Source organism: Sulfitobacter sp. 1A12056, from assembly GCF_043558125.1.
Lineage (GTDB): Bacteria > Pseudomonadota > Alphaproteobacteria > Rhodobacterales > Rhodobacteraceae > Sulfitobacter > Sulfitobacter faviae.
In genome coordinates, this window is record NZ_JBIFFY010000001.1 from 360544 (window position 1) to 384613 (window position 24070).

The following is a 24070-nucleotide window of genomic DNA, read 5'->3' on the forward strand; positions in this document are numbered from 1 at the left end:
AGTTATGTTAGGGGCTTAGCCCTTATATCCGCGCTGTTCGAACCGCGGGAGCATGGCAGAGAAATCTTTGCCCTTGCCGCCTTCCTCTTCGACGAAGCGGGTGTAGAGCTCTTTCGCCAGCGCGCCCATGGGCGTGTCGGCATTGGCCATTTCAGCGGCTTGCTGCGCGAGGCCCAGGTCCTTCAGCATCAACTCCGCCGCGAAGCCCGGTTTGTAGTCGTTGTCGGCAGGCGACTGCGGACCGACGCCGGGGGCAGGGCAGTAGGCGTTCATTGACCATGAATAGCCGGAGGACGTGCTAACCACGTCGAACATCCGCTCACGATCAAGGCCCAGCTTGTCGGCGAGTGCGAAGGCTTCGCACGTGGCGATCATCGTGGCGCCGAGGATCATGTTGTTGCAGATCTTCGCGGCTTGGCCCGCGCCCGGGTCGCCGCAGTGCACGGCCTTTTGACCCATGATGTCGAAGAGCGGTTTGGCTTTCTCGAAGGCCGCTTCTGCACCGCCTGCCATGAAGGTGAGCGTGCCGCCCTGTGCGCCGCCGATGCCGCCGGAGACGGGGGCGTCGACGAAAAGCAGCCCGGCTTTCTGCGCCGCCTCTGCCGCGAAACGCGCGCTTTCAACGTCCACGGTGGAACAGTCGATCAGCAGCGCGCCGGGGGCCATATGGGCGACCGCTTCCTCGGCGACTTGGCGCAGGATCGCGCCATTGGGCAGCATGGTGATGACGACTTCGGCGTCGGTCACCGCTTCGGCGATGGTCTTGGCTTCGGCCACCCCTTCGGCGGTGGTACCGGCCACGTCATTGCCGCGCACCGTATGGCCCGCGGCGGCGAGGTTGGCCGCCATCGGGCCGCCCATGTTGCCCAGCCCGATAAAACCGATTGTGAGTTTGCTCATGAATTTTCCTCCAACTTCAATTCGTTATCGCCCAAGGGGGCGAGCATGGCTTCGACATCGGCCTGCGGTACGTTCCAATCGGCATGTTGCCAGTTGGGGCTGCGATCCTTGTCGATGATCGCGGCGCGCACGCCTTCGATGAAGTCGCCTTTTTCCAGTGACCGCGCGGTAAAGCGGTATTCTTGTTGCAGCGCCGGGACCATGCCGATGCCCGGGCCGCGCAGACGGCGGAGCATTTCCAGCGTGCATGCCATCGACAGGGGGGAGTTGCGGCGCAGGGTCTTCAGCGTCTCGGCGGCGAAGGCGCTTTCCGATATGGAAAAGGTGGCTTCGATCTTTTCCAAATTCTCCGGGGCGAAGAGGTGATCCACCTCATCCTGAACTTCGGCCAGTTTGGATGGGGGCGGGGTCGTTGCCGCGCGGTCGAGGATGAAGGGATCGCCGTTTTCTTCCAGTTGCGCGATCAGCTCGGGCCATTGGTCCTCGGGGATGAAGTAGTCGGCAAAGCCCGCGTGCAGTACATCCGCCGGACCCATGCGCGCCCCGGTGAGGCCGAGGTATTCGCCCATCCGCCCCGGCGCTTGCGCCAGCAGCAGCGTGCCGCCCACGTCTGGCACCAGTCCGATGCCGCATTCCGGCATGGCGATCGTGCTCGTCTCGCCCACCACGCGGTGCGAGCCGTGGCAACCGATGCCGACGCCGCCGCCCATGGTGAAGCCCTGCATGAAGGAGATCACCGGCTTGGGGTAGCCATGCAGCTTGTTGTTGAGCCGGTATTCATCGGCCCAGAACTGCCGGGCGAAATCGTAATCGCCCTCCTTGCCGGTCTGGTAGAGTTGCGCGACGTCGCCGCCAGCGCAGAAGGCTTTCTCGCCCTCCGCGTCCAACACGACGACCGCGACCTCCGGGTCGTCGCGCCAAGCATCAATGGCCTTCTCGATGGCGATACACATGTCGTAGCTCAGCGCGTTCAGCGCCTTGGGCCGTGTTAGGGTGATGCGGCCCGCGCGACCCGTTTTGCGGATGTCGATGTCACTCATGGGGGCCTCAGCGGTTCTTGAGCATGTCGCGGGCGACGATCACGCGCATGATCTCATTGGTGCCTTCGAGGATCTGGTGCACGCGCAGGTCGCGGACCAGCTTCTCGATGCCGTAGTCGGCAAGGTAGCCGTAGCCGCCGTGCAGTTGCAGACATTGGTCGACGACCTTGCTGCCGGTCTCGGTCACGAATTTCTTGGCCATGGCGCAGAACTTGGTGGCGTCCGGCGCACCGGTGTCGAGCTTCCACGCCGCTTGGCGCAGGAAGGTGCGCGCGGCCTGCAACTCGATCTCCACGTCGGCGAGACGGAACTGCAGCCCCTGGAACTGGTCGATGGTCTGGCCGAAGGCCTTGCGGTCGCCCATGTATTCCAGCGTCTTGTTCAGCGCGGTTTGTGCCGCGCCAAGCGAGCAGGCGGAGATGTTAAGCCGCCCGCCGTCGAGCCCCGCCATGGCGTATTTGAAGCCTTTGCCCTCTTCACCGACAAGGTTCTCGGCCCCGATCTTGCAATCGTCGAACTGCACCAGCGCGGTCGGCTGGCTGCGCCAACCCATCTTGTCTTCCAAACCGCCGAAGCTGAGGCCCGGGGTGCCGTCCTCGACATAGACGGTGGAGACGCCGCGCGCGCCCTCGTCGGAGGTGCGCACCATGGTGACATAGGCATCCGAATAACCGCCGCCTGAGATGAAGGCCTTGGTGCCGTTCAGCGTGTAGCCCTCATTGCTGCGCTCGCAGCGGGTCTTCAGCGCCGCCGCGTCGGAGCCGGAGCCGGGTTCGGTGAGGCAGTAGCTCAGTACCGTCTCCATGGTCAGCACCTTGGGCATGACGCGCTCTTTCATCTCATCACTGGCGAAAGTGTCGAGCATCTTGGCGCACATGTTGTGAATCGAGAGGAATGCCGCGACGGAGGGGCAGGCCATCGAGAGCGCCTCGAAGACCAGCGTGGCGTCAAGGCGCGTGAGACCCGCGCCGCCGGTTTCCTCCGAGACGTAGAGCCCGCCGAAGCCCAGCTCGCCGATCTGCGGCCACAACTCCTTGGGGATGGTGCCGTCCTTTTCCCACTGGTGGGCATGGGGGGCGATATTGTCCTGCCCGAAGGCATGGGCCATGTCGAAAATGGCGGTCTGTTCCTCGTTCAATGCGAAATCCATCGCGGCTCCTCCCTGAAGTCATGTGTCCTTGGAACTGAACACTTGTTTAATTCTATCAGCCGAAAGGAGCCGCAACAAGCGTCACAGATCGGCGTGGTATTCCTCTATCAATTGGCGCACGACCGCTTCGCCGCCTTTGCCCTCGGGCGCGTCGGTCCAGACTTTGCGCTGGCGGTCGGCAGAGGTGCCCTCTTTCACCACATCACGCAGGGCGCAGACCTCATCTAGACACCCGAGCGCTTCGGCATCCTCGGCGATCATGCCGATGATCTCTTCGAAAATCTGATCGAAGGGTTTGAGGGTCGGCCCGCCGAAGTCGATCAGCGTCTCGTTCACGCCGTAGCGCTGCGCGCGCCAGCGGTTTTCCTCGATCAGGAAACGGTCATACTCACGCCAGCGCAGGTTGCTGTCGCGCAGGCGCAGCAGGAAGCGGGCGATGGATTGCGTCAGCCCCGCCAGCCCAAGCGCATGTGACAGGCGCGGTTGGACGTCGCAGATACGGCTTTCTAGCGTTGGGTAATGGGTCGAAGGGCGCAGGTCCCACCAGATTTTCGACTGGTCGGGGATGATGTCGAGGTCGATCAACGCCTGCGTGCTGCGTTCATATTCCCCCCAGCTATGGAGCAGAGGCGGCAGGCCGGTGCGCGGCATGCTTTCCATCACCGCAAGTCGGTAGGAGGCCAGCCCGGTGTCTTCGCCCTGCCAATAGGGCGAAGAGGCCGAGAGCGCCAGCAGATGCGGCAGGAAATAGGAGAACTGCGGCATCAGATCGATGCGCAGGTCGTCGCCCTCGATCCCCACATGGACATGCATCCCGCAGCTCAGCATGCGGCGGGCGACGTTTTCCAACTCGTTCTCGATCTTGGCGTAGCGTTCCTTGTGGGTGATCTCTTGGTTCTTCCAGTCCGAAAACGGATGGCAGGACACGGCGATGGGGGCGAGGTTGTGTTTGGCGGCATGTTTGGCGATGGTGCTGCGCAGGTGGCGCAGATCGTCGCGGGCCTCGGCCACAGTGGCGCAGGGTTTGCTGCCAATCTCGATCTGACAGAGCAGCATCTCGGGGCTGACCTGATCGCCAAGGTCTTTGCGGCAATCCTCCATCAGCCCTTCGGGGGTGTCAGCCAGCGCCAGTGAATCCTTGTCGACCAGAAGATATTCTTCTTCGATTCCGATGGTGAATTCTTTTTGCATGGCGCTGGCCTCGTTCTTTGAGGCCGACTGCCCGGGGGCAGCCGGCGTGATGATTTACTCCATCACCGGGATGGAGAACTCGCCACCCTCCTTGATGCCCGACGGCCAGCGGGCCGTCACGGTCTTGGTGCGGGTGTAGAACTTGAACGCATCCGGGCCGTGCTGGTTCAAATCGCCGAAGACGGATTTCTTCCAGCCGCCGAAGGTGTGGTAGGCCAGCGGCACCGGGATCGGCACGTTCACGCCGACCATGCCGATGTTGATGCGGTTGGCGAAGTCGCGCGCCGCGTCGCCGTCACGGGTAAAGATCGCCGTGCCATTGCCGTATTCATGGTCCATCGCAAGGCCAAGCGCTTCTTCGTAGTCCTTGGTGCGGACGCAGGTCAGCACGGGGCCGAAGATTTCCTGCTGGTAAATGTCCATGTCCTTGGTCGCGCGGTCAAACAGGTGCGGGCCGACGAAATAGCCGTTCTCGTAGCCCTGAAGTTTGAAATCGCGCCCATCGACGACCAGTTCCGCGCCCTGATCGATGCCGGTCTGGACCAGACGCTCGATATTGGCCTTGGCGGCGGCGGTGACCACGGGGCCGTAGTCCACGTCATTGCCCGCGGTATAGGGGCCGACTTTCAGCTTCTCGATTCGCGGCACCAGCTTCTCGATTAGACGGTCGGCGGTTTCCTCGCCCACCGGCACGGCGACCGAGATCGCCATGCAGCGTTCGCCCGCAGCACCGTAGCCCGCACCCACAAGCGCGTCGGCGGCCTGGTCGAGGTCTGCGTCGGGCATGATGATCATGTGGTTCTTGGCACCGCCGAAGCACTGCACGCGTTTGCCGTTGGCGCAGCCGGTGGCATAGATGTACTCGGCGATCGGCGTGGAGCCGACGAAGCCGATGGACTGGATCACGTCGTGTTGCAGGATCGCGTCGACCGCTTCTTTGTCGCCATTCACGACCTGGATGATGCCCTTGGGCAGACCGGCTTCTTCCAGCAGTTCGGCCAGCATCAGCGGCACGGAGGGGTCACGCTCGGACGGTTTCAGGATGAATGCGTTGCCGCAGGCGATGGCGGGCGCGAACATCCACATCGGGATCATGGCCGGGAAGTTGAAGGGCGTGATGCCCGCGGTGACACCCAGCGGCTGGCGCATGGAGTACATGTCGATGCCGGGGCCTGCGCTGTCGGTGAAGTCGCCCTTCAGCAGTTCCGGCGCGCCAATGCAGTATTCCACCACTTCGAGACCACGCTGCACGTCGCCGGCGGCGTCGGGCAGGGTCTTGCCGTGCTCGCGGCTCAGCGCTTCGGCCAGCTTGTCCATGTCGCGGTTCAGCAGGGCCACGAATTTCATCAGCACGCGGGCGCGGCGCTGCGGGTTGGTGGCGGCCCATTTCGGCTGTGCAGCCAAGGCGTATTCCACGGCCTTGTTCAGTTCTTCGCCATTGGCCAGCGGCACCTTGGCCTGCACCTCGCCGGTGGCGGGGTTCATCACGTCGGCAAAGCGCCCGGAGGTGCCCTTAACGTGTTCGCCGTTCAGGTAATGGGTCATCTCTTGCATGATCGGTCTCCTCTATGGTTGGCGGCACGATAGCCTTGCAAAAAGAACCGGAACAGAGGAAGGATGGCAAAACCGTCTTGCATTTTTGCAAAGCGTAGGAGGGCAGGTAGATGGATCAGAATTGGGATGACCTGCGGCTGTTTCTGGCCGTCGCACGAGAGGAAAGCCTGTCTGGCGCGGGCAAACTGCTGCGGCTCGACCCCGCAACGCTGGGCCGCCGTATGGCACGGTTGGAAAAGGCGTTGCAGACCGTCCTCTTCGTGAAATCGCCGCAGGGCTATATGCTGACCGAAGCGGGGCGAGACCTCATGCAGCGGGCAGAGCGGGCCGAACAGGCGATGCGCGCGGCCACCGCCGGGGTGCAGGTGCAAAGCGATCAGCTTTCGGGGCAGATCCGTGTCGGCGCGCCCGATGGGGCGGCGAACTATCTGCTACCGCAGGTCTGTGCGGCGATTGCCGCGAAGAACCCCGATCTGGACGTGCAGATCATCGCATTGCCGCGCGTTTTCAACCTGTCCCGGCGCGAGGCGGATATGGCCATCGGGGTGAGTGCGCCCACGGCGGGGCGGCTGGTGGTGCAAAAAGTGACGGACTACCACCTCCATCTCGCCGCCGCGGAAAGCTATCTGGCGCAGCATCCTGAGGTGACCGCCGTGGGCGATCTGCAAGGGCACCGGATGGTCGGCTATATCCCCGATATGATCTTTGACCGTGAGTTGGACTACCTTGCGGACCTTGGCATCAGCCGGGTGGCGCTGGCGTCGAATTCCGTCTCCGTGCAGGTGCGGATGATCCAGCAGGGCGGGGGGATTGGGGTCGCGCATGACTTCTCGCTTGCCGCGACGCAGGGGGTGCGGCGCATCCTCACCGATGCCGTGAGCCTCAAACGCGCCTTCTATCTGATCCGCCACGCAGATGACCGCCGCAATGCCCGGTTGGCGGCCTTTGCCGAAGCGCTGGCCACCGGATTGCGGGCCGAGACCGCGCGGCTGGAGGCGCTGGCCTCGGGCCGGGCTGCGCCAAAAGCTTGACAGAAAAGGATTTCGCGGTGACGCTGGAGGTGACTTTGCCCTGTACCCAAGGAGGCGCCAGATGCTCGTATCGCAGATTCTCAAGACCAAGCCCGATGACAAGGTGGTGACGGCCAAACCCGGATTGGCGATCTCCGAGGCGGCGGCGATGCTGGCCGAGAAACGGATCGGGACGCTGGTGATTTCGGCCGATGGCAAGACGCCTGATGGGATCCTGTCCGAGCGGGACATCGTGCGCGAGCTGGGCCGCGCAGGCGCGGGCTGTCTGGAGCAGGCGGCCGAAACCCTCATGACCCGCAAATTGGTGACCTGTAGCCGCGACGACCGGTCCGATGCGGTGCTGCAAAAGATGACCGATGGTCGCTTCCGCCATATGCCCGTGCTTGAGGACGGAGAGCTGGTGGGGCTGATCTCCCTCGGCGATGTGGTCAAAGCACAATTGCAAGAGCTGTCGATGGAGAAACAGGCTCTTGAAGGCATGATCATGGGCCACTGAAGCGGCCGTTGAACTGTGACCCCTGCCGACTGACGGCGGGGCAATGCTACCGCTAACCGACTTGCGCTTGGGGCGGTGAAATGATTGGCTGTGCCGCAACGCAGCAGATACGCAGGACAATTACATGCGCATAGCCCTTTACCCCGGTACGTTCGACCCGATCACGCTGGGGCATATCGACATCATCCGCCGCGCGGCCCGTATGGTCGACCGGCTGGTGATCGGCGTGGCCATCAACCGCGATAAGGGGCCGTTGTTCACCCTCGAAGAACGGGTCGCCTTGATCGAAGCGGAATGCGCGCAACTTGCCGAGGAGACCGGCGTCGAGATCGTGGTGCATCCTTTCGAGAACCTGCTGATCGACTGCGCCCGCGATGTCGGCGCCCAGACCATCGTGCGCGGCCTGCGCGCCGTGTCCGATTTCGAATATGAGTTCCAGATGGTCGGCATGAACCGGCAGCTAGACGATTCCATCGAAACGGTCTTCTTGATGGCCGAGGCCACCCATCAGGCGATTGCCAGCAAATTGGTGAAAGAGATCGCGCGGTTGGATGGGGATGTCAGTAAATTCGTGACGCCGGCTGTGAATAAGGTGCTGATTGAGCGGTTTTCGCAGAAGTAGCGTTTGGAGTGGCGAGTGGGCCGTGTGGGGCGCGGTTCTGCGAGGTATTTTTAAAAGGATGAAGGGGGAGGGGCGTGGCGCTTGGTTGGTGGCCGCGCCTTTTTTGGTTGGCGTAAGGTCGAGCTTGGAGAGCTGAGCGGTTACCGCCAGAAGGCCATCCATTCTATCAGCTCAAAGAGCTTTTTGCCGAGATAGACCATATGGTCCGCGCCATAGACGTAGAGGTCAATCATCATCGCCCCGGCAATGACGAGGGCCAGCACAATGGCGATGGGATTGGTCATGGTGTGGCTCCGGGCGGGGATGGCCTGATATTACAGGCACGTCCCCGCCGTGCAAGCCTTAGCCCAACTGGCCCATGGCCACGGCCACATCGGCCATGCGCACCGAGAAGGCCCATTCGTTATCGTACCACCCCAGCACGCGCACCGTGCGGCCTGCGACGACGATGGTCTGGTCGGGGGCGAAGATGCAGCTTTCTTCGGTATGGTTGAAGTCGATGCTGACCTTCTGCTCGGGGTCGTAGGCCAGCACGCGTTTCATCGGGCCATCGGCGGCGGCGCGGGCGGCGGCGTTGATTTCCTCCACCGTCACGTCGCGGCTGGCCTGGAAGGTGAGGTCGACAGCGGAGACATTGGGGGTGGGCACGCGCATGGCGGTGCCGTCGAGTTTGCCCTTCAGCGCCGGCAGCACTTCGCCCAGGGCCTTGGCGGCGCCGGTGGAGGTGGGGATCAGCGCCATGGCGGCGGCGCGGGCCCGGTAGAGGTCGTTGTGGCGGCGGTCGAGCGTCGGCTGGTCGCCAGTGTAGCTGTGGATCGTGGTCATCAGACCGCTTTCGATGCCCACGGCTTCGTGCATCACCTTGGCCAGCGGCGCGAGGCAGTTGGTGGTGCAGGACCCGTTGGAGATCATCCGGTCGGAGACTTCGAGCTGGTCGTCGTTGACGCCGTAGACGATGGTCTTGTCGACGTTCTTGCCTGGCGCCGAGAGGAGCACGCGTTTGGCGCCATTTTCGAGGTGCACATTTGCTTTGTTGCCGTCGTTGAACTTGCCGGTGCATTCCAGCACCACGTCGCAGCCGGACCAGTCGAGCTCTTCAAGGTTGTAGGTCGACATCATCTCGATGTCGTTTTGGCCGAGGTTCATGTAGCCGTCGTCGATCTGAACCTCGCCCGGGAAACGGCCATGGACGGAATCGTATTTGATGAGATGCGCCGCGGTGCTGAGCGGGCCGGTGGCGTTGACCTTGATCACTTCGATATCATCGCGTCCCGAGGCCGCGATATGGCTGAGCGTGCAGCGGCCGATGCGGCCAAATCCGTTGATGCCAACTTTGATGGTCATGGTGCATTCCTTGTCTCGGGCCGCGCGGGTGGGGGGCCGTATGTCGGGGTCGCGGGTTCTATATCCGGCAGGGGCGGTCAGGGGAAAGGGGCAAAACCAAATGATTTCCATATGTTAGCGTTAAACTTGCATGTTAGCGGTAAAGGTCGCAACGGCTTCGGACTTGCCAGATGGGCTGCACATGCTACTTCGGATGCAGCACGCAAAAAGGGGCATGGAATGAGCGGTTTACTGGCACTTGTGGATGACGTGGCGGCGATCGCCAAGGTTGCAGCAGCGAGCGTGGATGACGTGATCGGGCAGGCGGCCAAGGCGGGCTCTAAAGCGGCGGGCGCGGTGATCGACGATGCCGCCGTGACGCCGAAATATCTGCATGGGTTCAAGGCCGAGCGTGAATTGCCGGTGATCTGGCGGATCACCAAGGGGTCGTTGCGCAATAAGCTGGTCTATTTGCTGCCCGTGGGTCTGCTTTTGGCGAATTTTGCGCCATGGGCGATCCCGCCGCTTTTGATGCTGGGCGGGGCCTACCTGTGTTTCGAGGGGGCCGAGAAGGTCGCCCATGCGCTTGGTTGGGGGCATGGGCATGAGGATTATCCCGATAAGGAGAAGGTGGTCGAAGACCCTGCGCAGCTGGAGGAGAAGAAGGCCGCAGGCGCGATCAAGACTGACTTTATCCTGTCGGCGGAGATCATGACCATTGCCCTTTCTGCGATCCCCGAAAGCAACTTTTGGATGGAGGCGGCGACGCTTGCGGCGGTGGCGATTATGATCACCGTGGCGGTCTATGGCGCTGTCGCCTTGATCGTCAAAATGGATGATGTGGGGCTTGTAATGGCGAACCGGGGGCGGTTTGGCCTGACGCGGAGCTTGGGCCGCGGTCTGGTCCGCGGGATGCCGGGGTTCCTGAAGCTGCTGACCATTGTCGGGACCGCGGCCATGCTTTGGGTCGGTGGGTCGATTATCATCCACGGGTTGGAGCAGATGGGTTATGCCGCACCTTACAAATGGATTCATGACATCGCCGTGACCGTTGGTCATGCAGTGCCGGCGCAGTTCCAAGGGGCCGTCGAATGGATCACCACGGCAGGGTTTGACGGGGTCTTTGGTCTGGCGCTTGGTCTTGTTCTGATCCCAATCGGGGAAAAGATCGTGACGCCGATCTGGCGTAAGGTGTTTCATAAGGCTGCCGTTTAAGAGCGACCTTATCTCGCAAAGGAAAAAGGGGGCGACGGATGAACCGTCGCCCCCTTTTGGTATTGTATGACCCGCAGATCAGAGCAGCGCTTTGGCCTTCTCTGCCACGTTCTCTGCGGTGAATCCGAAGCGCTCGAAGAGTTCTTCCGCCGGGGCAGAGGCGCCGAAACGGTCCATGCCAACGAAATCGGCTTTGCCGTATTTGCCGCGCTCACCAAAGAGCCACTGATCCCATCCCTGACGGGCACCGGCCTCGATCCCGACGCGCACGGCGCCACCGGGCAGCACGCGCTTGCGGTAGGCTTCGTCCTGCGCGGCGAAGAGTTCCATGCAAGGCATGGAGACGACGCGGGTGCCGATGCCTTCGGCTTGGAGCAGCTCGCGCGCGGCCAATGCGACATGCACCTCAGAGCCGGTGGCAATCAGGATCACCTGACGTTTGCCCTCGGCATCAGCCAGCACATAGGCGCCTTTTTCGGTGAGGTTGTTGTTTTTGTGCTCCAGGCGCACGGTGGGCAGGCCCTGACGGGTCAGCGACAGAACCGACGGCGTGGTTTTCGTGGTAAAGGCGAGCTCCCAAGCCTCTGCCGTTTCCACCGCGTCGGCGGGGCGGAAGACGTAGGTGTTGGGCGTGGCACGGCTGATCGCCAGATGCTCGATCGGCTGGTGGGTCGGGCCATCTTCGCCAAGGCCGATGCTGTCATGGGTCATGACGAAGGCCGTGGGGATTTGCATCAGGGCCGCCAGACGCATCGCGGGGCGCGCATAGTCGGTGAAACACATGAAGGTGCCGCCATAGGGGCGCAGGCCGCCGTGCAGCGCCATGCCGTTCATCGCCGCCGCCATGCCGTGTTCGCGAATGCCCCAGTAGACATAGCGCCCGCCGCGGTTGTCGGTGTCGAAGATGCCAAGATCGCTGGTCTTGGTGTTGTTCGAACCGGTCAGGTCCGCCGAGCCGCCAACGGTTTCCGGCAGGATCGGGTTCAGCACTTCGAGGGCTTTCTCGCTTGCCGCGCGGGTCGCCATCTTGGGCGCGCCTTCGGTGATCTGCTTTTTGAAGGCCTTGACCCTCGCGCTCATCTTTTTCGGCGCGTCGAGGGCGAGGGCACGATTAAAGGTCTCGCGCTTGGCGCGGGGCAGTTTGTCGAAACGCTCTTCCCAGTCGCGGCGGGCATCGGCGCCGCGTTTGCCGATCTCTTCCCAAGCGGATTTCACGTCCGCGGGCACTTCGAAGGGGCCGGTGGTCCAGCCATAGGCGGCTTTGGCTTCGGCCATCTGGTCGGCGTCGGTCAGCGCGCCGTGGCCTTTCGAGGTGTCCTGCGCGGCGTGGCCGAGCGCGATATGGGTTTTGCAGGCAATCATCGTGGGCAGGTCAGAGGCTTTCGCCTCGGTCAAGGCCGCGTCGATCTCATCGGGGTTGTGGCCGTCGATCTCAATCACATGCCAGCCGGCGGCCTTGAAGCGGGTGACCTGATCGGTGGTGTCTGACAGGGTGACGGGGCCGTCGATGGTGATGTTGTTGTTGTCCCACATCACGATGAGCTTGCTCAGCTTGTGACGGCCGGCCAGCGTGATTGCCTCTTGGCTCACGCCTTCCATCAGGCAGCCGTCGCCAGCGATGACATAGGTGTAATGGTCCACGACCTTCGCAGCGTATTGCGCGCGCAGCATCTCTTCGGCCATGGCGAAACCGACGGAGTTGGCGATGCCTTGGCCCAGCGGGCCGGTGGTGGTCTCAATCGCATCGGCGAGGAAGTTCTCCGGGTGGCCCGCGGTGCGCGCGCCCATTTGGCGGAAGTTCTTCAACTCTTCGATGGGGAATTGCTCATAGCCCGTCAGGTGCAGCAGCGAATAAAGCAGCATGGAGCCGTGGCCCGCCGACAGGATGAAGCGGTCGCGGTCGGGCCAAAGCGGGTTGGACGCGTCGAACTTCAGGTGCTTCTCAAAGAGGACGGTGGCCACATCGGCCATGCCCATCGGCATGCCGGAGTGGCCGGAATTGGCGGCGGCCACGGCATCGAGGGTCAGCGCGCGAATGGCGGTGGCCTTGGACCAGTGGTCGGGGTTTGCGCTTGCGAGGGCTGTCAGATCCACGGGGGCTTCCTTTGGGGCTGTGGCAGATTGGGCTCGTGCATACCAGCGATGGGGCAAAGTTCAAGCACAACCGGGGTGCGCGAGCGGGTCCGGGGCGGCCCATAGCGGGGGCGAGAGTGAACTTGGCGGCTCAAGTCGCTGAAACGAAAGGGGGGGCGCAATTTGAGCGCGCTTTGGCTAGGATTGCGAAAACCGGCTGATACGGGCGATTCGCGCGCGTGACATTGGGCGTGGCGCGCGCTATCTGCGGGACGGGCCGCCGCAACAGGGTGCAGCCCGGGGCACGGCAGGCGAAAACGCCGCCGAGAGAGCAGGACGAGTGAGGAGAATTCATGCGGATGAGTGAACTTGAAGACTATCAGCGCCGCATCACGGCCGCGATGGACCAGATGGCCAAGGGGGTGGACCGGCTGAGCGCCGCGCCCGCAGAACCGGATGAAGATATCGTGCAGGCCTTGGAAGAGGAGCGGCAAGCCAACGCTCAGCTGACCGACCGGGTCAAGACGCTGAAGGAAAGCCATCAGGACGAATTGAACGACCTGCGTGCGCAGATGGACTTTAACAACGACCGGGTGACCCAGCTTGATATGGACGTGCAGCGTCTGCGTCAGGCGAATGAGCAGCTGTCGGCGGCCTGTGAGCAGTTGCGGCTGGCCAATGCCGAGGGGCTGGCCGATCCCAAGCTGATCGACACCGCCGTGATTGCAGAGTTGGAGAGCCTGCGCGCCACCCGCGCGATCGAGATGGCCGAGATCGACGCGGTATTGACCGCGCTGGCCCCCTTGGTCGAAGAAGGCGAGCCGGAAGTTGAAGCTGCGGATGAAACGGGGGCAGAGGCCAAAGCCGAAGCGCCCGCGCCCGAGACAACTGCGCAAGACGACAGCGCCGAAGAAGAACCCAAGTCAGGAGGGGCCGACTGATGCCCGAGGTACGGATCACCATTGGCGGCCGCCATTTCGAGGTCGCCTGTCAGGAAGGTGAAGAAAGCTATCTGCAATCCGCCGCCAAGATGCTGGACGACGAAGCCCGCGTGCTGAGCGATCAGGTGGGCCGCATGCCCGAGGCGCGGATGTTGCTGATGGCGGGCCTGCTTCTGGCCGACAAGACCGCAAGCGTCGAGGATCGCATCGCAGAGTTGCGCGCGGAACTGGCCGAACGTGAGGCCGAACTCACCAGCCTGCGCAACGTCAAGGTCGAGCCTGAGCGGATCGAAGTGCCGGTGGTGCCGCAGGGGGTGAAAGACACCCTTGCCGAAATCGCCGCCCGGGCCGAGGCGCTGGCCGCCGAGATCGAGGAGAAGGCGGGCAAATGAGCCGGGTCCTCAGGGCAGCCTTTTGCGCGCTGCTCTGGGCCGCGCCTGCGGGGGCCGAAACCTCCGCCGTTACTTACATTTGTGAGCGCGGCGTTTCGGTGCCGGTGGTCTATGTGCCCGATGCCGATCCGGGCATGGCGGTGCTCTATGTCGAGGGGCGGTTGATCCAGTTGCGCAGTCTGCCATCCGCCTCGGGCGCGCGCTATGGCTGGCCTTCGGACGGCGCGGGCTATGAGTGGTGGGAGCATCAGGGCCGTGCTTCGCTGGCTTGGCGGGCAGGGGGCAATGACGCAGTGACCCCGATCTACACCGACTGTTTGCCGCAAGATTGAAGGGCCGGGATTGCGGCGCGGGCTGCAATATGCTCTGGGGGGCGCGAAACGTGCCCCTTTGGGGTTTCCTCCCTCTGCGCTCCTTTGGCGCGACCCTCCATGACGTAACAATCAGGACGCCTTCCGATGACCACAAAACCCCGCATCATCATCTCCAGTGACCACGCCGACATCGCCCTACGCCAAGACATCGCGCGTCATGTGGCCGAACGTGGGTTCACGGTTGAAGACATCGGCCCCGAGACGGCGGAAAGCACCGATTACCCCAAACACGGCGAGGCCGCCGCACGGCGCATCGCGGCGGGGGAATTCGATCTGGGCATTTTGATCTGCGGCACGGGGCAGGGCATCATGATGGCCGCCAACAAGGTCAAAGGCATCCGCTGCGGCGTTTGCAGCGATACCTTCTCGGCCAAGATGATCCGAGCGCATAATGACGCGAATATGCTGTCGATGGGCGCGCGGGTGATCGGCGGTGGTCTGGCGCTTGAGATCGTGGATGCCTTCCTTGATACCGAATTCGAAGGCGGGCGCCATGGGCGCCGGGTGGATATGATCTCGGCCATCGAAGACTGAGGCACCGCCCGAGCCTTACATACAAAAACACCCCGGAGCGCGAAACCGCTCCGGGGTGTTTTGTTTGACGCGGGCGCCCGGCTTAGCCGTTGGCTTCGCGGATCTTATCGGCGGCTTCCTTGTCGAAGGCGACGCCGTTCTCGTCGAACAGGGTGTCCAATTCGCCCGACAGCGTCATCTCGGTGATGATGTCGCAGCCGCCGACGAATTCGCCTTTGACGTAAAGCTGCGGGATGGTTGGCCAGTCGGAGAAATCCTTGATCCCTTGGCGCAGGTTCTCATCTGCCAGCACGTTCACGTCGCTGTAGTTCACGCCCATGTAGTTCAGCACCCCGGCCACGCGGCTGGAGAAGCCGCACTGCGGCATTTCTTTCGTGCCTTTCATAAACAGAACCACGTCATTCTCGGTGATCTGTTCCTTAATCTGGCTTGCGGCATCGCTCATGTCATTCGTCCTTCGTATCTGGTTTCTTGAACGCAGCGTGATAGCGCCGCGCATAGGTTTCATCGTCGGCCCAGGGTTTGACCTCAACCTCGGCCCCGCCGAGGAAAAAGCCGCCCCGTTTCTTGGTCCAATTCGTATGCCCGCGCTCTAGGCTTTCGTTGCGCCGCGCGGTGCGGGCCACGGCATCCAAATCCAGCGCCTCCATCCCCAGCGGCACCTTGCCGGTCTCAGGCCGGGGTGGCTGGCGCCGCGACAGCGGCACATGCTGGCCGCGCCGGGCGCGGTGCTGGGCATAGGCGGTGGCGGCGATCCCGCCCACGACAGCCGCAGCGACCCAGCCCCACATGATTAGTCCGGGGTCCGGGTGGTAAGCGCCAGCGCGTGCAATTCGCCGTTTGACCCGTCCATCTTCCCTTTGAGGGCCGCATAGACGGCGCGCTGCTGTTGGACCCGGTTCATGCCGCGAAAGCTTTCGTCCACGACCATGGCCGCCATATGCACGCCATCATTGCCTTCGACGGTGATCTTGGCATCCGGAAAGGACGCGCGGATCAGGTCTTCGATTTCGCTGGCTTGCATGGGCATGGGGTGGCTCCGGCTGTTGTGAGTGCTTGGGCTAGATGTAGTGCCGCAGGCCACGGCGTGCAAGGCGAAGCCGAAGGCCGGATCGGCCATTGACCTTTGCCCCTATTGCGACACACTTTGCGCCCTCACGTTGAAAGGACAACCGATGGACCGGATCCCCGAACAAGCGCTCGACTGGGCCGAAGCCGGACAGCCTGTGGCCTTTGCCACGGTGGTGGAAACATGGGGCTCCGCCCCCCGCCGCGCAGGCGCGCAACTGGCGGTGGCGGGCGACGGCATGATGATGGGCTCCGTCTCGGGCGGCTGCGTCGAAGGGGCCGTGGTGGTCGAGGCGCTGGAAGCGCTGGAGGACGGGCGCACGCGGCTGTTGGAATATGGCGTCAGCGATGGTGATGCCTTTGCCGTGGGGCTGGCCTGCGGCGGCACGATCAAGGTGCTGGTGGAGCCGGTGGGGTCGGAGGCGCTCAGCCTTAAGATGCTGCGCGAACTGGTGGCAAGGCGCGCGGCCCGTAAGCCGGTGGCCTATGAGGTGGCGTTGGACGGCAGCGACCGTCGGCTGACAGAGGCGGGGCATGAGGACCGCTTTCGCCGCGACCGCTCTGGCGTGGAGGATGAAACCGGGCGGTTCATTGCCATCCACAATCCGCCGCTGCGGCTGGTGATCGTGGGCGCCGTGCATATTGCGCAGCATCTGGTGCGCATGGCGACGGAGGCGGGGTTCGATCCGATCGTCGTCGACCCGCGGGAGGCTTTCGGCTCACCCGCCCGCTTTTCCGATTGCCAAGTGGTGAACGATTGGCCCGACGTCGCCCTGCGTGAGATCGGTATTGATGCGCGCACCGCCGTGGTCTTGCTGACCCATGACCCGAAACTCGACGATCCGGCGCTGCATGTAGCGCTCGTGTCCGAGGCTTTCTATATCGGCGCGCTCGGCTCGACCCGGACGCAGGCCAGCAGGCTTGATCGGCTGGCGGAAGCAGGTGTGGCGGCAGAGCAGGCGGCGCGTATCCACGGGCCGGTCGGCCTCGATATCGGTGCGGCCAGCCCAGCTGAAATCGCCGTGTCGATCCTTGCCCAGACGATCCAAAGCCTGCGCCGCCCATGAGGTTTGGCCCGGTCCCTTTGAGCGCGGCTTTGGGCGCGACGCTGGCCCATTCCGTCGCGGTGACGGCGGGGCGGCTGCGCAAGGGCCGCGTGCTGACCCAAGAGGATATCGCAGCACTGGAAGGCGCAGGCATCGAAGAGGTGATCGTCGCCCGGCTCGACCCCGGTGATATTGACGAGAACGCAGGCGCCGCGCGGCTGGCCGAAAGCCTCTGCGGTGCGGGGCTGCGGATGTCGAAACCCTTTACCGGGCGGGTGAACCTGCTGGCCGATGGGCCGGGGGTGGTGGTGATGGACCGCGCGGCGCTTGAGGCGGTCAATGCGGTGGACCCGATGATCACGCTGGCCACCGTGCCACCCTATCAGCAGATGGGCGAGAGCGGCATGGTGGCGACGATCAAGATCATCTCCTACGCCCTGTCTGAAAGCACAGTCGAGGCTGCCTGCGCGGCGGCGGGAGAGGGCGCCTTGCGCCTCGCGCCGCCTCTGCTGCGCGATGCCACGCTGATCATCACAGACGTGCCCGGCGGGGCCGGGGACAAGGGCCGCGCCGCGGTGGAGGGGCGGCTGACGGCGCTTAATGTGATCCTTCGCGATGTTGTAACCGTTCCCCACCGCAGCGCCCCGTTGGCCGAGGCGATTGCGGCGGCAGAGACCGATCTGGTCCTGATCCTCACCGCCTCCGCCACGTCGGACATCAATGACGTCGCCCCCTCCGCCCTGCGCGCGGCGGGGGGCGAGGTCACGCGCTTTGGCATGCCGGTCGATCCGGGCAATCTGCTCTTTCTCGGCCAACTTGGCACCCGCGCCGTGATCGGCCTGCCGGGCTGCGCCCGTTCGCCCGCGCTCAACGGAGCCGATTGGGTGCTGTCACGGCTGGTCTGCGGCATTCCCGTCACCAGCGCGGATATCGCGGCGATGGGGGTGGGCGGCTTGCTGAAAGAGATCCCCACGCGCCCGCAGCCGCGCAACCCCGGCAAAAGCGCGGGCAACGGCTGAGGCAAAACCTTAGGAAAATATATGTTCTCAACTAGGGCTTGTCGTGCTTAACTGATCTCAACAAGCGTCAGACTGGGAGGAAGAACATGACACAGGTCAAGATGACCGTGAACGGCAAACCCGCGTCGGGAGAGGTCGAAGGCCGCACGCTGCTGGTGCATTTCCTGCGCGATGATCTGGAACTGACCGGCACCCATGTGGGCTGCGACACCAGCCAATGCGGCGCCTGCGTGGTGCATGTCAACGGCAATGCTGTCAAGGCCTGCACCATGTTCGCGGTCGAGGCCGATGGCGCCGAGGTTGAGACCATCGAAGGGCAGGCGGCCCCCGATGGCACGCTCAGCACCATCCAACAGGCGTTTCAGGATCACCACGGGTTGCAATGCGGCTTTTGCACGCCGGGCATGGTGATGTCGGCGGCGGCGCTGCTAAAGGAAAACCCGAAACCTTCGGAGGCCGAGGTGCGCCATTACCTTGACGGCAACATCTGCCGCTGCACCGGCTACCACAACATCGTCAAAGCGGTCATGGCGGCCAGCGGCCAGGAGGTCAGCGCGCTGGCGGCAGAGTAACGTTGGAAGCAGTGTCGCGCTGAGCAGACCTGTGATGGCGGAGGGAGGACCGCCAGAACCGGAACCCGCGTGACGGATCAGGTGCATCGCACCGCCACCAAACGGGAGGATATTATGCCAAAGGATTTTGAACCGACGAGCGGTATTGGGGCCAGCAGCAAAAGACGGGAGGATGTGCGCTTTCTCACCGGGGCGGGGCGCTATACCGATGACATCAACCTGCGCCGCCAGACCCATGTATTTTTCCTGCGCTCGGATGTGGCCCATGGGCGGCTGACCGGGGTCGATACCTCTGCCGCCGAAGACATGCCCGGCGTGCTGAAGATTTTCACCGGCGCGGATTTCGCCGAAGTGGGCGGGATGCCCTGCGGCTGGCAGATCACCGACAAACACGGCCAACCCATGCAGGAGCCGAAACACCCCGTGCTGGCGCATGAAAAGGTCCGCCATGTGGGCGAGCCCATCGCCGCCGTCGTGGCCGAAACGTTGGCGCAGGCCCGTGACGCCGCCGAAGCGATTGTCGTCGATATCGACGAGTTGCCCGCCGTGGTGAACATGAAAGACGCCGTGAAAGACGATGCGCCCAAGGTGCATGACGATCTGACCAGCAACCTCTGCTATGACTGGGGTTTCGTGGAAGAGAATAAGGAGGCGGTGAGCAAAGCCTTTGACGAGGCCGCCCATGTCACCACGCTTGAGCTCGTGAACAACCGCCTCGTCGCCAACCCGATGGAGCCGCGTGTGGCAATCGGCGATTACAACCGGTCGGACGGGGAGCATACGCTCTATACCACCAGCCAGAACCCACATGTGATCCGCCTGCTGATGGGCGCCTTCGTGCTGGGCATTCCCGAGCACAAGCTGCGTGTGGTAGCTCCGGATGTCGGCGGCGGCTTCGGCACCAAGATCTTCCACTATCAGGAGGAGGCCTTTTGCACATTCGCGGCCAAGGCGGTGGGGCGTCCGGTGAAATGGACCTCGAGCCGGTCGGAAGCCTTCATGTCCGACGCCCATGGCCGCGACCATGTGACCAAGATCGAACTGGCGCTGGATGCGGAGAATAACTTCACCGCCCTGCGCACCGATACCTATGCCAATATGGGGGCCTACCTGTCGACCTTCGCGCCTTCGGTGCCGACTTGGCTGCACGGCACGCTCATGGCGGGGAACTATAAAACGCCGCTGATCTACGTGAACGTTAAGGCGGTCTTTACCAATACCGTGCCAGTAGATGCCTATCGCGGGGCCGGTCGGCCCGAGGCGACCTATCAGTTGGAGCGTTTGATCGACAAGGCTGCGCATGAGTTGCAGGTCGACCCGATCAAACTGCGCCGCCAGAACTTCGTGACGGAGTTTCCCTATGCCACCCCGGTGGCGGTGGAATATGACACGGGCGATTACAACGCCACGATGGACAAGCTCGAAGAGATCGCTGACCACGCGGGCTTTGAAGCGCGGCGCCGTGAGAGTGAGGCGAAGGGCAAGCTGCGCGGCTTTGGCGTGAACTGCTATATCGAGGCCTGCGGCATTGCACCGTCGAACCTTGTGGGCCAACTCGGCGCGCGCGCGGGGCTCTATGAAAGCGCGACGGTGCGGGTCAACGCCACCGGCGGGCTGGTCGTGATGACCGGCAGTCACAGCCACGGGCAGGGGCATGAGACCTCTTTCGCGCAGGTGGTGGCCGATATGATCGGCATCGACGAGAATATGGTCGAGATCGTCCATGGCGACACCTCTAAGGTGCCGATGGGCATGGGCACCTATGGCTCGCGCTCGCTCGCGGTGGGCGGCAGCGCCATGGTGCGCGCGACCGAAAAGATCATCGCCAAGGCCAAGAAGATCGCAAGCCACCTGCTCGAAGCCTCGGAAGGGGATATCGAGTTGAAGGATGGGGCCTTTAGTGTTGCGGGCACGGATAAATCCGTGGCTTGGGGCGATGTGACGCTTGCCGCCTATGTGCCGCATAACTACCCGTTGGAAGAGATCGAACCGGGGCTTGAGGAAACCGCATTTTACGACCCGTCGAACTTCACCTATCCGGCGGGGGCCTATGCCTGTGAGGTCGAGTTGGACCCCGAAACCGGCCATGTCACCGTCGAACGTTTCACCGCCGCCGATGATTTTGGCAATGTGGTGAACCCGATGATCGTGACCGGCCAAGTCCACGGCGGTTTGGCCCAAGGCATCGGTCAGGCGCTCTTGGAGAACTGTGCTTACGATGAAGACGGCCAACTCCTCAGCGCGTCCTACATGGATTACGCCATGCCGCGCGCCAGCGATTTGCCGTTCTATGACGTGGATCACTCCTGCCAGACGCCCTGCACCCACAACCCCTTGGGCGTGAAAGGCTGCGGGGAGGCGGGGGCCATCGGCTCGCCCCCTGCGGTGGTCAACGCGGTGCTCGATGCCATGCGCTCGGGCGGGAAGGACATCGGCCATATCGACATGCCGGTCAGCCCCGCGCGGGTCTGGGAGGCGATGAATGGCTAAGCGCCTGCTGAAGATTGGTTTGAGAAAAGAGGCGACGCTCGGGCGGCCTCTGGGAAGGATGAAAGATGTATGATTTCGAAGTAGAGCGCCCCAGCAGCGTGGCGGATGCGGTCAAGGCTTTGGGGCAGGAGGATGCGCAACCGCTCAGCGGCGGTCAGACGTTGATCCCCACGCTGAAGGCGCGGCTGGCGATGCCCTCGGTTCTGGTGTCGCTGGCGGGGATCGATGCGCTCAAAGGGGTTGAGATGCGCGATGGCGCGCTTTGGATCGGTGGCGGCACGACCCATGCCACGGTCATGCGCGAGGCGGCGGAGAGCTACCCGGCGCTCGCCAGCCTCGCCGCACGGATCGGCGACCCGGCGGTGCGCAACCGGGGGACCATCGGCGGATCGCTCGCCAATAACGACCCCTCTGCCTGCTACCCGGCGGGCGCTCTGGCCAGTGGCGCGACGATTGAGACCGACCGCCGCGAGATTGCCGCGGATGACTATTTCCAAGGCATGTTCACCACCGCGTTGGAGGAAGGGGAGATCGTCACCGGCGTCCGTTTCCCCATCCCTGAGGCCGCGCATTACGAGAAATTTATTCAGCCCGCCTCGCGCTTCCCGCTGGTCGCGGCCTATGTCGCGCGCCTCGGCGATGGGGTGCGCGTGGCGATCACGGGTGCGTCGAACGACGGTGTCTTCCGCTGGACCGAAGCCGAAACTGCCCTCTCGGAACGCTTCGCGCCGGAAGCTTTGGAGGGGCTGGCCCTCGACGCGGGCGACATGATCAGCGATCTGCACGGCAGCGGCGCCTACCGCGCCCATCTGTGCGGCGTGATGACCCGCCGCGCCGTGGCCGCCATCGCCTGATAGCCGATAACAGCAGCGTAAACTTTTGCCGCGTCCTTATAGGGGGCGCGGTATTTTCATGGGGTAAGCTCTTGATATTGGATAGCGGAACCAGCGCCCCCATCATGCGTTGGGTGACAAGCGCTGCCCGAACGGCGTTCCCGTAATGATGAGGACGTGAACATGAAAAACCTACTGAGATCTACGACTTCGCTGGGTCTGAGCCTTGCCTTGGCTTTCCCCCATGGCGCCTTTGCGCAGGAGCAAAATTTGAATGAATGCGGCCCCGTGGGCGAAGCGACCGAATTCCCATGCGCATTCGATGATCAGACGGTAGAAAGTGCCGAAGAGCTTCGTGTTATGGCCGGGCTGAGCGGTGAGGCCGAGGCGGAAGTCGAAGCGGAAGGTGAAGCAGAGGTCGAGGCCGAGGCGGAGACCGAAGCCGAGGCGGGTTCGCTGCTGGATCAGGCAACTGGCGCGGTTGAAGCGACGGGTGACGCTGCTGCGGCTGCCGTGAACGACGTGACCGAACAGGCCGAAGAGGCCGCGGACGCAGCAGAGGCGCAGGCTGAAGCCGCAGAAGAGGCGGCAGAGGAAACCGCAAGCGAAGCGGAAGCGGAGACCGCCGAGGCCGAAGCCGAGATGACCGCCGAGACTGAGGGCGAGGTTGAAGTCGAGGAAGAGGTTGAGACCGACGCGGAAGTTGAAGCCGAGCAGGAAAGCGAAGCCGAGGTTGAGGAAGAGGCCGAGGCCGAGATCGACGAAGACGTTGAGGCTGAGATTGCGCAGGACGTGGAAGCTGAAGCCGAAGCGACCGATGAAGTTGATGCTGAGGCGACCGAAAGCGTAGAAACCGACGAAAACGCCGAAGCTGCAGCTGGCGCGGAAACCAATGAGACTGCCGTCGAGACCTCGGAAGAAGCCGAGGCCGAAATGGAAGCCGAAACCAGCGGCGAAGCGGTCGGCGAGGAAGACAACGCCGGTCTGACCGAAGAGCAGATCCAAGCCCGTGAAGAGCGCCGCGAAGCCCGCCGTGCCGAACGCCGCGAAGAGCGCCGTGAGCAACGCCGCGCCGAGCGTGAAGCTGCCGCCGCCGCCGCCGCTGCTGCCGAAAGCGATGCGGACGCCGAAGTCGTGACCGAAGAAGTTACCGAAGAAGACGTGCGCAGTTCGGACGAAGACTTCGAGACCGAAGTGACTGCGGCAGGCGAAGCCGATGCCGCCGCCGCTGAGGACGACGACAGCGGGATGTCGGACTTCGAAAAAGCGCTGCTGCTTGGCCTTGGGGCCGTCGCTGTCGGCTCGGTGCTGAACAACGGTGAGAAAATCGTCAGCCGCTCCGGTGACCGTGTGGTCGTGCAGGACGACACAGGCGAGCTGCGCGTCCTGAAGGATGACAACGCACTGCTCCGCCGCCCCGGTGACGAGGTGCAGACCCAGACCTTCGACGACGGCTCCACCCGGACCATCGTGACCAAAAGCGACGGCAGCCGGGTCGAGACCATCCGCTCGCGGGATGGCACCGTGCTGCGCCGGACGAATTTTGACGCGCAGGGCCGTGAATATGTGCTGGTCGATGACCTCGTGGAAGAGCGCGAAGTCGTCGTGAACGATCTACCGCAGGTCCAGCAGACCCAGCAGGCACAGCGCGCCAGCACCCAAGATGAGGCTGCGCTGCGTCAGGCCCTGCAAGCTGAGATGCGCAACGATCAGGGGCGGACATTCTCCCTGCGTCAGGTGCGCGAAATTCGTGAGGTACGCTCCCTCGCGCCGGAACTGGAACTCGATGCCGTACGCTTCCCCACCGGCTCTGCCGCGATCCAGCCGGAACAGGCCCGCGCACTGGCCAATATCGGGACCACACTGCGTGACCTGATCCAGAAGGACCCGCGCACCGTGATCCTCGTCGAAGGTCACACCGATGCGGTGGGCGATGCGAGCTATAACCTCGCCCTGTCGGACCGCCGCGCGGAGACCGTGGCGCTGGCGCTGACCGAGTACTTTGATGTGCCGCCCGCCAACCTGATCACGCAAGGCTATGGCGAGAGCCAGCTGCGCGTGCCGACCACGTCGGCGGAACCTGCGAACCGTCGTGCCGTGGTGCGCAACATTACAGGTCTGCTGCGCTAAGCAGACCAGCACCCCAAACAGAAAACGCCCCCGGAGCGATCCGGGGGCGTTTTGCGTTATTGGATGGTGAATGGGC

25 protein-coding genes are annotated in these 24070 nt (G+C 63.4%); 14 read left to right on the forward strand and 11 right to left on the reverse strand.

Annotated elements, in window-relative coordinates; translation table 11 throughout:
* Positions 1-15 precede the first annotated feature (15 nt).
* The 5 genes from mmsB to ACGYLD_RS01785 form a co-directional block, all read right to left on the reverse strand.
* Entirely contained in the window at positions 16-900 is an 885-nt protein-coding gene (mmsB, locus tag ACGYLD_RS01765; RefSeq protein WP_271691504.1) for a 3-hydroxyisobutyrate dehydrogenase, read from the reverse strand.
* A complete protein-coding gene (locus tag ACGYLD_RS01770; RefSeq protein WP_394400818.1) occupies positions 897-1940 on the reverse strand; it encodes an enoyl-CoA hydratase/isomerase family protein in 1044 nt (347 codons plus the stop codon). Before ACGYLD_RS01770 ends, mmsB begins: the two co-directional genes overlap by 4 nt.
* A 7-nt stretch (positions 1941-1947) precedes the next feature.
* The gene (locus ACGYLD_RS01775) at positions 1948-3090 is read right to left on the reverse strand and encodes an acyl-CoA dehydrogenase family protein (RefSeq protein ID WP_394400821.1); all 1143 of its coding nucleotides are present in this window, start codon (positions 3088-3090) and stop codon (positions 1948-1950) included.
* Between the two features lie 81 nt (positions 3091-3171).
* The gene (locus ACGYLD_RS01780; protein WP_276153894.1) at positions 3172-4281 is read right to left on the reverse strand and encodes a carboxylate-amine ligase; all 1110 of its coding nucleotides are present in this window, start codon (positions 4279-4281) and stop codon (positions 3172-3174) included.
* Between the two features lie 54 nt (positions 4282-4335).
* Positions 4336-5835, reverse strand: coding sequence for a CoA-acylating methylmalonate-semialdehyde dehydrogenase (locus tag ACGYLD_RS01785; RefSeq protein ID WP_271691499.1), 1500 nt, complete (start codon positions 5833-5835; stop codon positions 4336-4338).
* Positions 5836-5945: 110 nt separating this feature from the next.
* Here ACGYLD_RS01785 and ACGYLD_RS01790 point away from each other — a divergent pair, with 110 nt between their 5' ends.
* From ACGYLD_RS01790 to coaD, 3 genes are all read left to right on the forward strand, one after another.
* Positions 5946-6866, forward strand: a complete 921-nt coding sequence (locus ACGYLD_RS01790; protein ID WP_067265445.1) for a LysR family transcriptional regulator — start codon at positions 5946-5948, stop codon at positions 6864-6866.
* 61 nt (positions 6867-6927) lie between these two features.
* Positions 6928-7362, forward strand: coding sequence for a CBS domain-containing protein (locus ACGYLD_RS01795; protein WP_067265447.1), 435 nt, complete (start codon positions 6928-6930; stop codon positions 7360-7362).
* A gap of 124 nt (positions 7363-7486) precedes the next feature.
* A complete protein-coding gene (gene coaD, locus ACGYLD_RS01800) occupies positions 7487-7984 on the forward strand; it encodes a pantetheine-phosphate adenylyltransferase (protein WP_168613531.1) in 498 nt (165 codons plus the stop codon).
* Between the two features lie 140 nt (positions 7985-8124).
* Here coaD and ACGYLD_RS01805 read toward each other — a convergent pair whose 3' ends face one another.
* Positions 8125-8268 carry a hypothetical protein gene (locus tag ACGYLD_RS01805; protein ID WP_271691496.1) on the reverse strand — a complete coding sequence of 48 codons (144 nt, stop codon included), beginning with the start codon at positions 8266-8268 and terminating at the stop codon, positions 8125-8127.
* A 58-nt stretch (positions 8269-8326) separates the two neighbouring features.
* Positions 8327-9328, reverse strand: coding sequence for a type I glyceraldehyde-3-phosphate dehydrogenase (gene gap / locus ACGYLD_RS01810; protein ID WP_271691494.1), 1002 nt, complete (start codon positions 9326-9328; stop codon positions 8327-8329).
* Positions 9329-9547: 219 nt separating this feature from the next.
* Between gap and ACGYLD_RS01815 the strand changes: the two genes are divergently transcribed.
* A complete protein-coding gene (locus tag ACGYLD_RS01815; protein WP_271691493.1) occupies positions 9548-10522 on the forward strand; it encodes a DUF808 domain-containing protein in 975 nt (324 codons plus the stop codon).
* 78 nt (positions 10523-10600) lie between these two features.
* On the opposite strand, the gene tkt is transcribed toward ACGYLD_RS01815, so the two are convergent.
* Positions 10601-12616 carry a transketolase gene (gene tkt / locus ACGYLD_RS01820; protein WP_394400826.1) on the reverse strand — a complete coding sequence of 672 codons (2016 nt, stop codon included), beginning with the start codon at positions 12614-12616 and terminating at the stop codon, positions 10601-10603.
* A gap of 338 nt (positions 12617-12954) precedes the next feature.
* Here tkt and ACGYLD_RS01825 point away from each other — a divergent pair, with 338 nt between their 5' ends.
* The 4 genes from ACGYLD_RS01825 to rpiB all read left to right on the forward strand — a co-directional run bounded on the left by ACGYLD_RS01825 (position 12955) and on the right by rpiB (position 14836).
* Positions 12955-13536, forward strand: a complete 582-nt coding sequence (locus ACGYLD_RS01825) for a hypothetical protein (RefSeq protein ID WP_394400829.1) — start codon at positions 12955-12957, stop codon at positions 13534-13536.
* Complete coding sequence (locus ACGYLD_RS01830; protein WP_168613525.1) at positions 13536-13928, forward strand: cell division protein ZapA; 393 nt, start codon at positions 13536-13538, stop codon at positions 13926-13928. The genes ACGYLD_RS01825 and ACGYLD_RS01830 overlap by 1 nt, the downstream gene beginning before the upstream one ends.
* Positions 13925-14260, forward strand: coding sequence for an MliC family protein (locus ACGYLD_RS01835; protein WP_394400832.1), 336 nt, complete (start codon positions 13925-13927; stop codon positions 14258-14260). Before ACGYLD_RS01830 ends, ACGYLD_RS01835 begins: the two co-directional genes overlap by 4 nt.
* A gap of 126 nt (positions 14261-14386) precedes the next feature.
* Positions 14387-14836, forward strand: a complete 450-nt coding sequence (gene rpiB, locus ACGYLD_RS01840; RefSeq protein WP_394400835.1) for a ribose 5-phosphate isomerase B — start codon at positions 14387-14389, stop codon at positions 14834-14836.
* Between the two features lie 82 nt (positions 14837-14918).
* On the opposite strand, the gene grxD is transcribed toward rpiB, so the two are convergent.
* The 3 genes from grxD to ACGYLD_RS01855 are packed head-to-tail and all read right to left on the reverse strand — an operon-like array spanning position 14919 to position 15866.
* A complete protein-coding gene (grxD, locus tag ACGYLD_RS01845) occupies positions 14919-15281 on the reverse strand; it encodes a Grx4 family monothiol glutaredoxin (protein WP_209217636.1) in 363 nt (120 codons plus the stop codon).
* 1 nt (position 15282) lies between these two features.
* The gene (locus ACGYLD_RS01850) at positions 15283-15627 is read right to left on the reverse strand and encodes a hypothetical protein (protein ID WP_271691486.1); all 345 of its coding nucleotides are present in this window, start codon (positions 15625-15627) and stop codon (positions 15283-15285) included.
* Between the two features lie 2 nt (positions 15628-15629).
* Positions 15630-15866 (reverse strand): BolA family protein, encoded by a 237-nt coding sequence (locus ACGYLD_RS01855; protein ID WP_067268222.1) that lies wholly within the window; start codon positions 15864-15866, stop codon positions 15630-15632.
* A gap of 145 nt (positions 15867-16011) precedes the next feature.
* Here ACGYLD_RS01855 and ACGYLD_RS01860 point away from each other — a divergent pair, with 145 nt between their 5' ends.
* The 6 genes from ACGYLD_RS01860 to ACGYLD_RS01885 all read left to right on the forward strand — a co-directional run bounded on the left by ACGYLD_RS01860 (position 16012) and on the right by ACGYLD_RS01885 (position 23994).
* Complete coding sequence (locus ACGYLD_RS01860; protein WP_394400838.1) at positions 16012-16971, forward strand: XdhC family protein; 960 nt, start codon at positions 16012-16014, stop codon at positions 16969-16971.
* Positions 16968-17969 carry a molybdopterin-binding protein gene (locus ACGYLD_RS01865; protein ID WP_271691484.1) on the forward strand — a complete coding sequence of 334 codons (1002 nt, stop codon included), beginning with the start codon at positions 16968-16970 and terminating at the stop codon, positions 17967-17969. Before ACGYLD_RS01860 ends, ACGYLD_RS01865 begins: the two co-directional genes overlap by 4 nt.
* Positions 17970-18055: 86 nt before the next feature.
* The gene (locus ACGYLD_RS01870) at positions 18056-18541 is read left to right on the forward strand and encodes a (2Fe-2S)-binding protein (RefSeq protein WP_394400841.1); all 486 of its coding nucleotides are present in this window, start codon (positions 18056-18058) and stop codon (positions 18539-18541) included.
* A gap of 114 nt (positions 18542-18655) precedes the next feature.
* Positions 18656-21031, forward strand: coding sequence for a xanthine dehydrogenase family protein molybdopterin-binding subunit (locus tag ACGYLD_RS01875; protein WP_271691482.1), 2376 nt, complete (start codon positions 18656-18658; stop codon positions 21029-21031).
* Between the two features lie 65 nt (positions 21032-21096).
* Positions 21097-21885 carry a xanthine dehydrogenase family protein subunit M gene (locus tag ACGYLD_RS01880; protein ID WP_209217642.1) on the forward strand — a complete coding sequence of 263 codons (789 nt, stop codon included), beginning with the start codon at positions 21097-21099 and terminating at the stop codon, positions 21883-21885.
* A 162-nt stretch (positions 21886-22047) separates the two neighbouring features.
* A complete protein-coding gene (locus ACGYLD_RS01885) occupies positions 22048-23994 on the forward strand; it encodes an OmpA family protein (RefSeq protein WP_394400845.1) in 1947 nt (648 codons plus the stop codon).
* Positions 23995-24070 lie beyond the last annotated feature (76 nt).

Coding starts and splice junctions, on each gene's coding strand:
- mmsB (WP_271691504.1), bottom strand. CDS start 900: ATGAGCAAACTCACAATCGGTTTTATCGGGCTGGGCAACATGGGCGGC.
- ACGYLD_RS01770 (WP_394400818.1), bottom strand. CDS start 1,940: ATGAGTGACATCGACATCCGCAAAACGGGTCGCGCGGGCCGCATCACC.
- ACGYLD_RS01775 (WP_394400821.1), bottom strand. CDS start 3,090: ATGGATTTCGCATTGAACGAGGAACAGACCGCCATTTTCGACATGGCC.
- ACGYLD_RS01780 (WP_276153894.1), bottom strand. CDS start 4,281: ATGCAAAAAGAATTCACCATCGGAATCGAAGAAGAATATCTTCTGGTC.
- ACGYLD_RS01785 (WP_271691499.1), bottom strand. CDS start 5,835: ATGCAAGAGATGACCCATTACCTGAACGGCGAACACGTTAAGGGCACC.
- ACGYLD_RS01790 (WP_067265445.1), top strand. CDS start 5,946: ATGGATCAGAATTGGGATGACCTGCGGCTGTTTCTGGCCGTCGCACGA.
- ACGYLD_RS01795 (WP_067265447.1), top strand. CDS start 6,928: ATGCTCGTATCGCAGATTCTCAAGACCAAGCCCGATGACAAGGTGGTG.
- coaD (WP_168613531.1), top strand. CDS start 7,487: ATGCGCATAGCCCTTTACCCCGGTACGTTCGACCCGATCACGCTGGGG.
- ACGYLD_RS01805 (WP_271691496.1), bottom strand. CDS start 8,268: ATGACCAATCCCATCGCCATTGTGCTGGCCCTCGTCATTGCCGGGGCG.
- gap (WP_271691494.1), bottom strand. CDS start 9,328: ATGACCATCAAAGTTGGCATCAACGGATTTGGCCGCATCGGCCGCTGC.
- ACGYLD_RS01815 (WP_271691493.1), top strand. CDS start 9,548: ATGAGCGGTTTACTGGCACTTGTGGATGACGTGGCGGCGATCGCCAAG.
- ACGYLD_RS01825 (WP_394400829.1), top strand. CDS start 12,955: ATGAGTGAACTTGAAGACTATCAGCGCCGCATCACGGCCGCGATGGAC.
- ACGYLD_RS01830 (WP_168613525.1), top strand. CDS start 13,536: ATGCCCGAGGTACGGATCACCATTGGCGGCCGCCATTTCGAGGTCGCC.
- ACGYLD_RS01835 (WP_394400832.1), top strand. CDS start 13,925: ATGAGCCGGGTCCTCAGGGCAGCCTTTTGCGCGCTGCTCTGGGCCGCG.
- rpiB (WP_394400835.1), top strand. CDS start 14,387: ATGACCACAAAACCCCGCATCATCATCTCCAGTGACCACGCCGACATC.
- grxD (WP_209217636.1), bottom strand. CDS start 15,281: ATGAGCGATGCCGCAAGCCAGATTAAGGAACAGATCACCGAGAATGAC.
- ACGYLD_RS01850 (WP_271691486.1), bottom strand. CDS start 15,627: ATGTGGGGCTGGGTCGCTGCGGCTGTCGTGGGCGGGATCGCCGCCACC.
- ACGYLD_RS01855 (WP_067268222.1), bottom strand. CDS start 15,866: ATGCCCATGCAAGCCAGCGAAATCGAAGACCTGATCCGCGCGTCCTTT.
- ACGYLD_RS01860 (WP_394400838.1), top strand. CDS start 16,012: ATGGACCGGATCCCCGAACAAGCGCTCGACTGGGCCGAAGCCGGACAG.
- ACGYLD_RS01865 (WP_271691484.1), top strand. CDS start 16,968: ATGAGGTTTGGCCCGGTCCCTTTGAGCGCGGCTTTGGGCGCGACGCTG.
- ACGYLD_RS01870 (WP_394400841.1), top strand. CDS start 18,056: ATGACACAGGTCAAGATGACCGTGAACGGCAAACCCGCGTCGGGAGAG.
- ACGYLD_RS01875 (WP_271691482.1), top strand. CDS start 18,656: ATGCCAAAGGATTTTGAACCGACGAGCGGTATTGGGGCCAGCAGCAAA.
- ACGYLD_RS01880 (WP_209217642.1), top strand. CDS start 21,097: ATGTATGATTTCGAAGTAGAGCGCCCCAGCAGCGTGGCGGATGCGGTC.
- ACGYLD_RS01885 (WP_394400845.1), top strand. CDS start 22,048: ATGAAAAACCTACTGAGATCTACGACTTCGCTGGGTCTGAGCCTTGCC.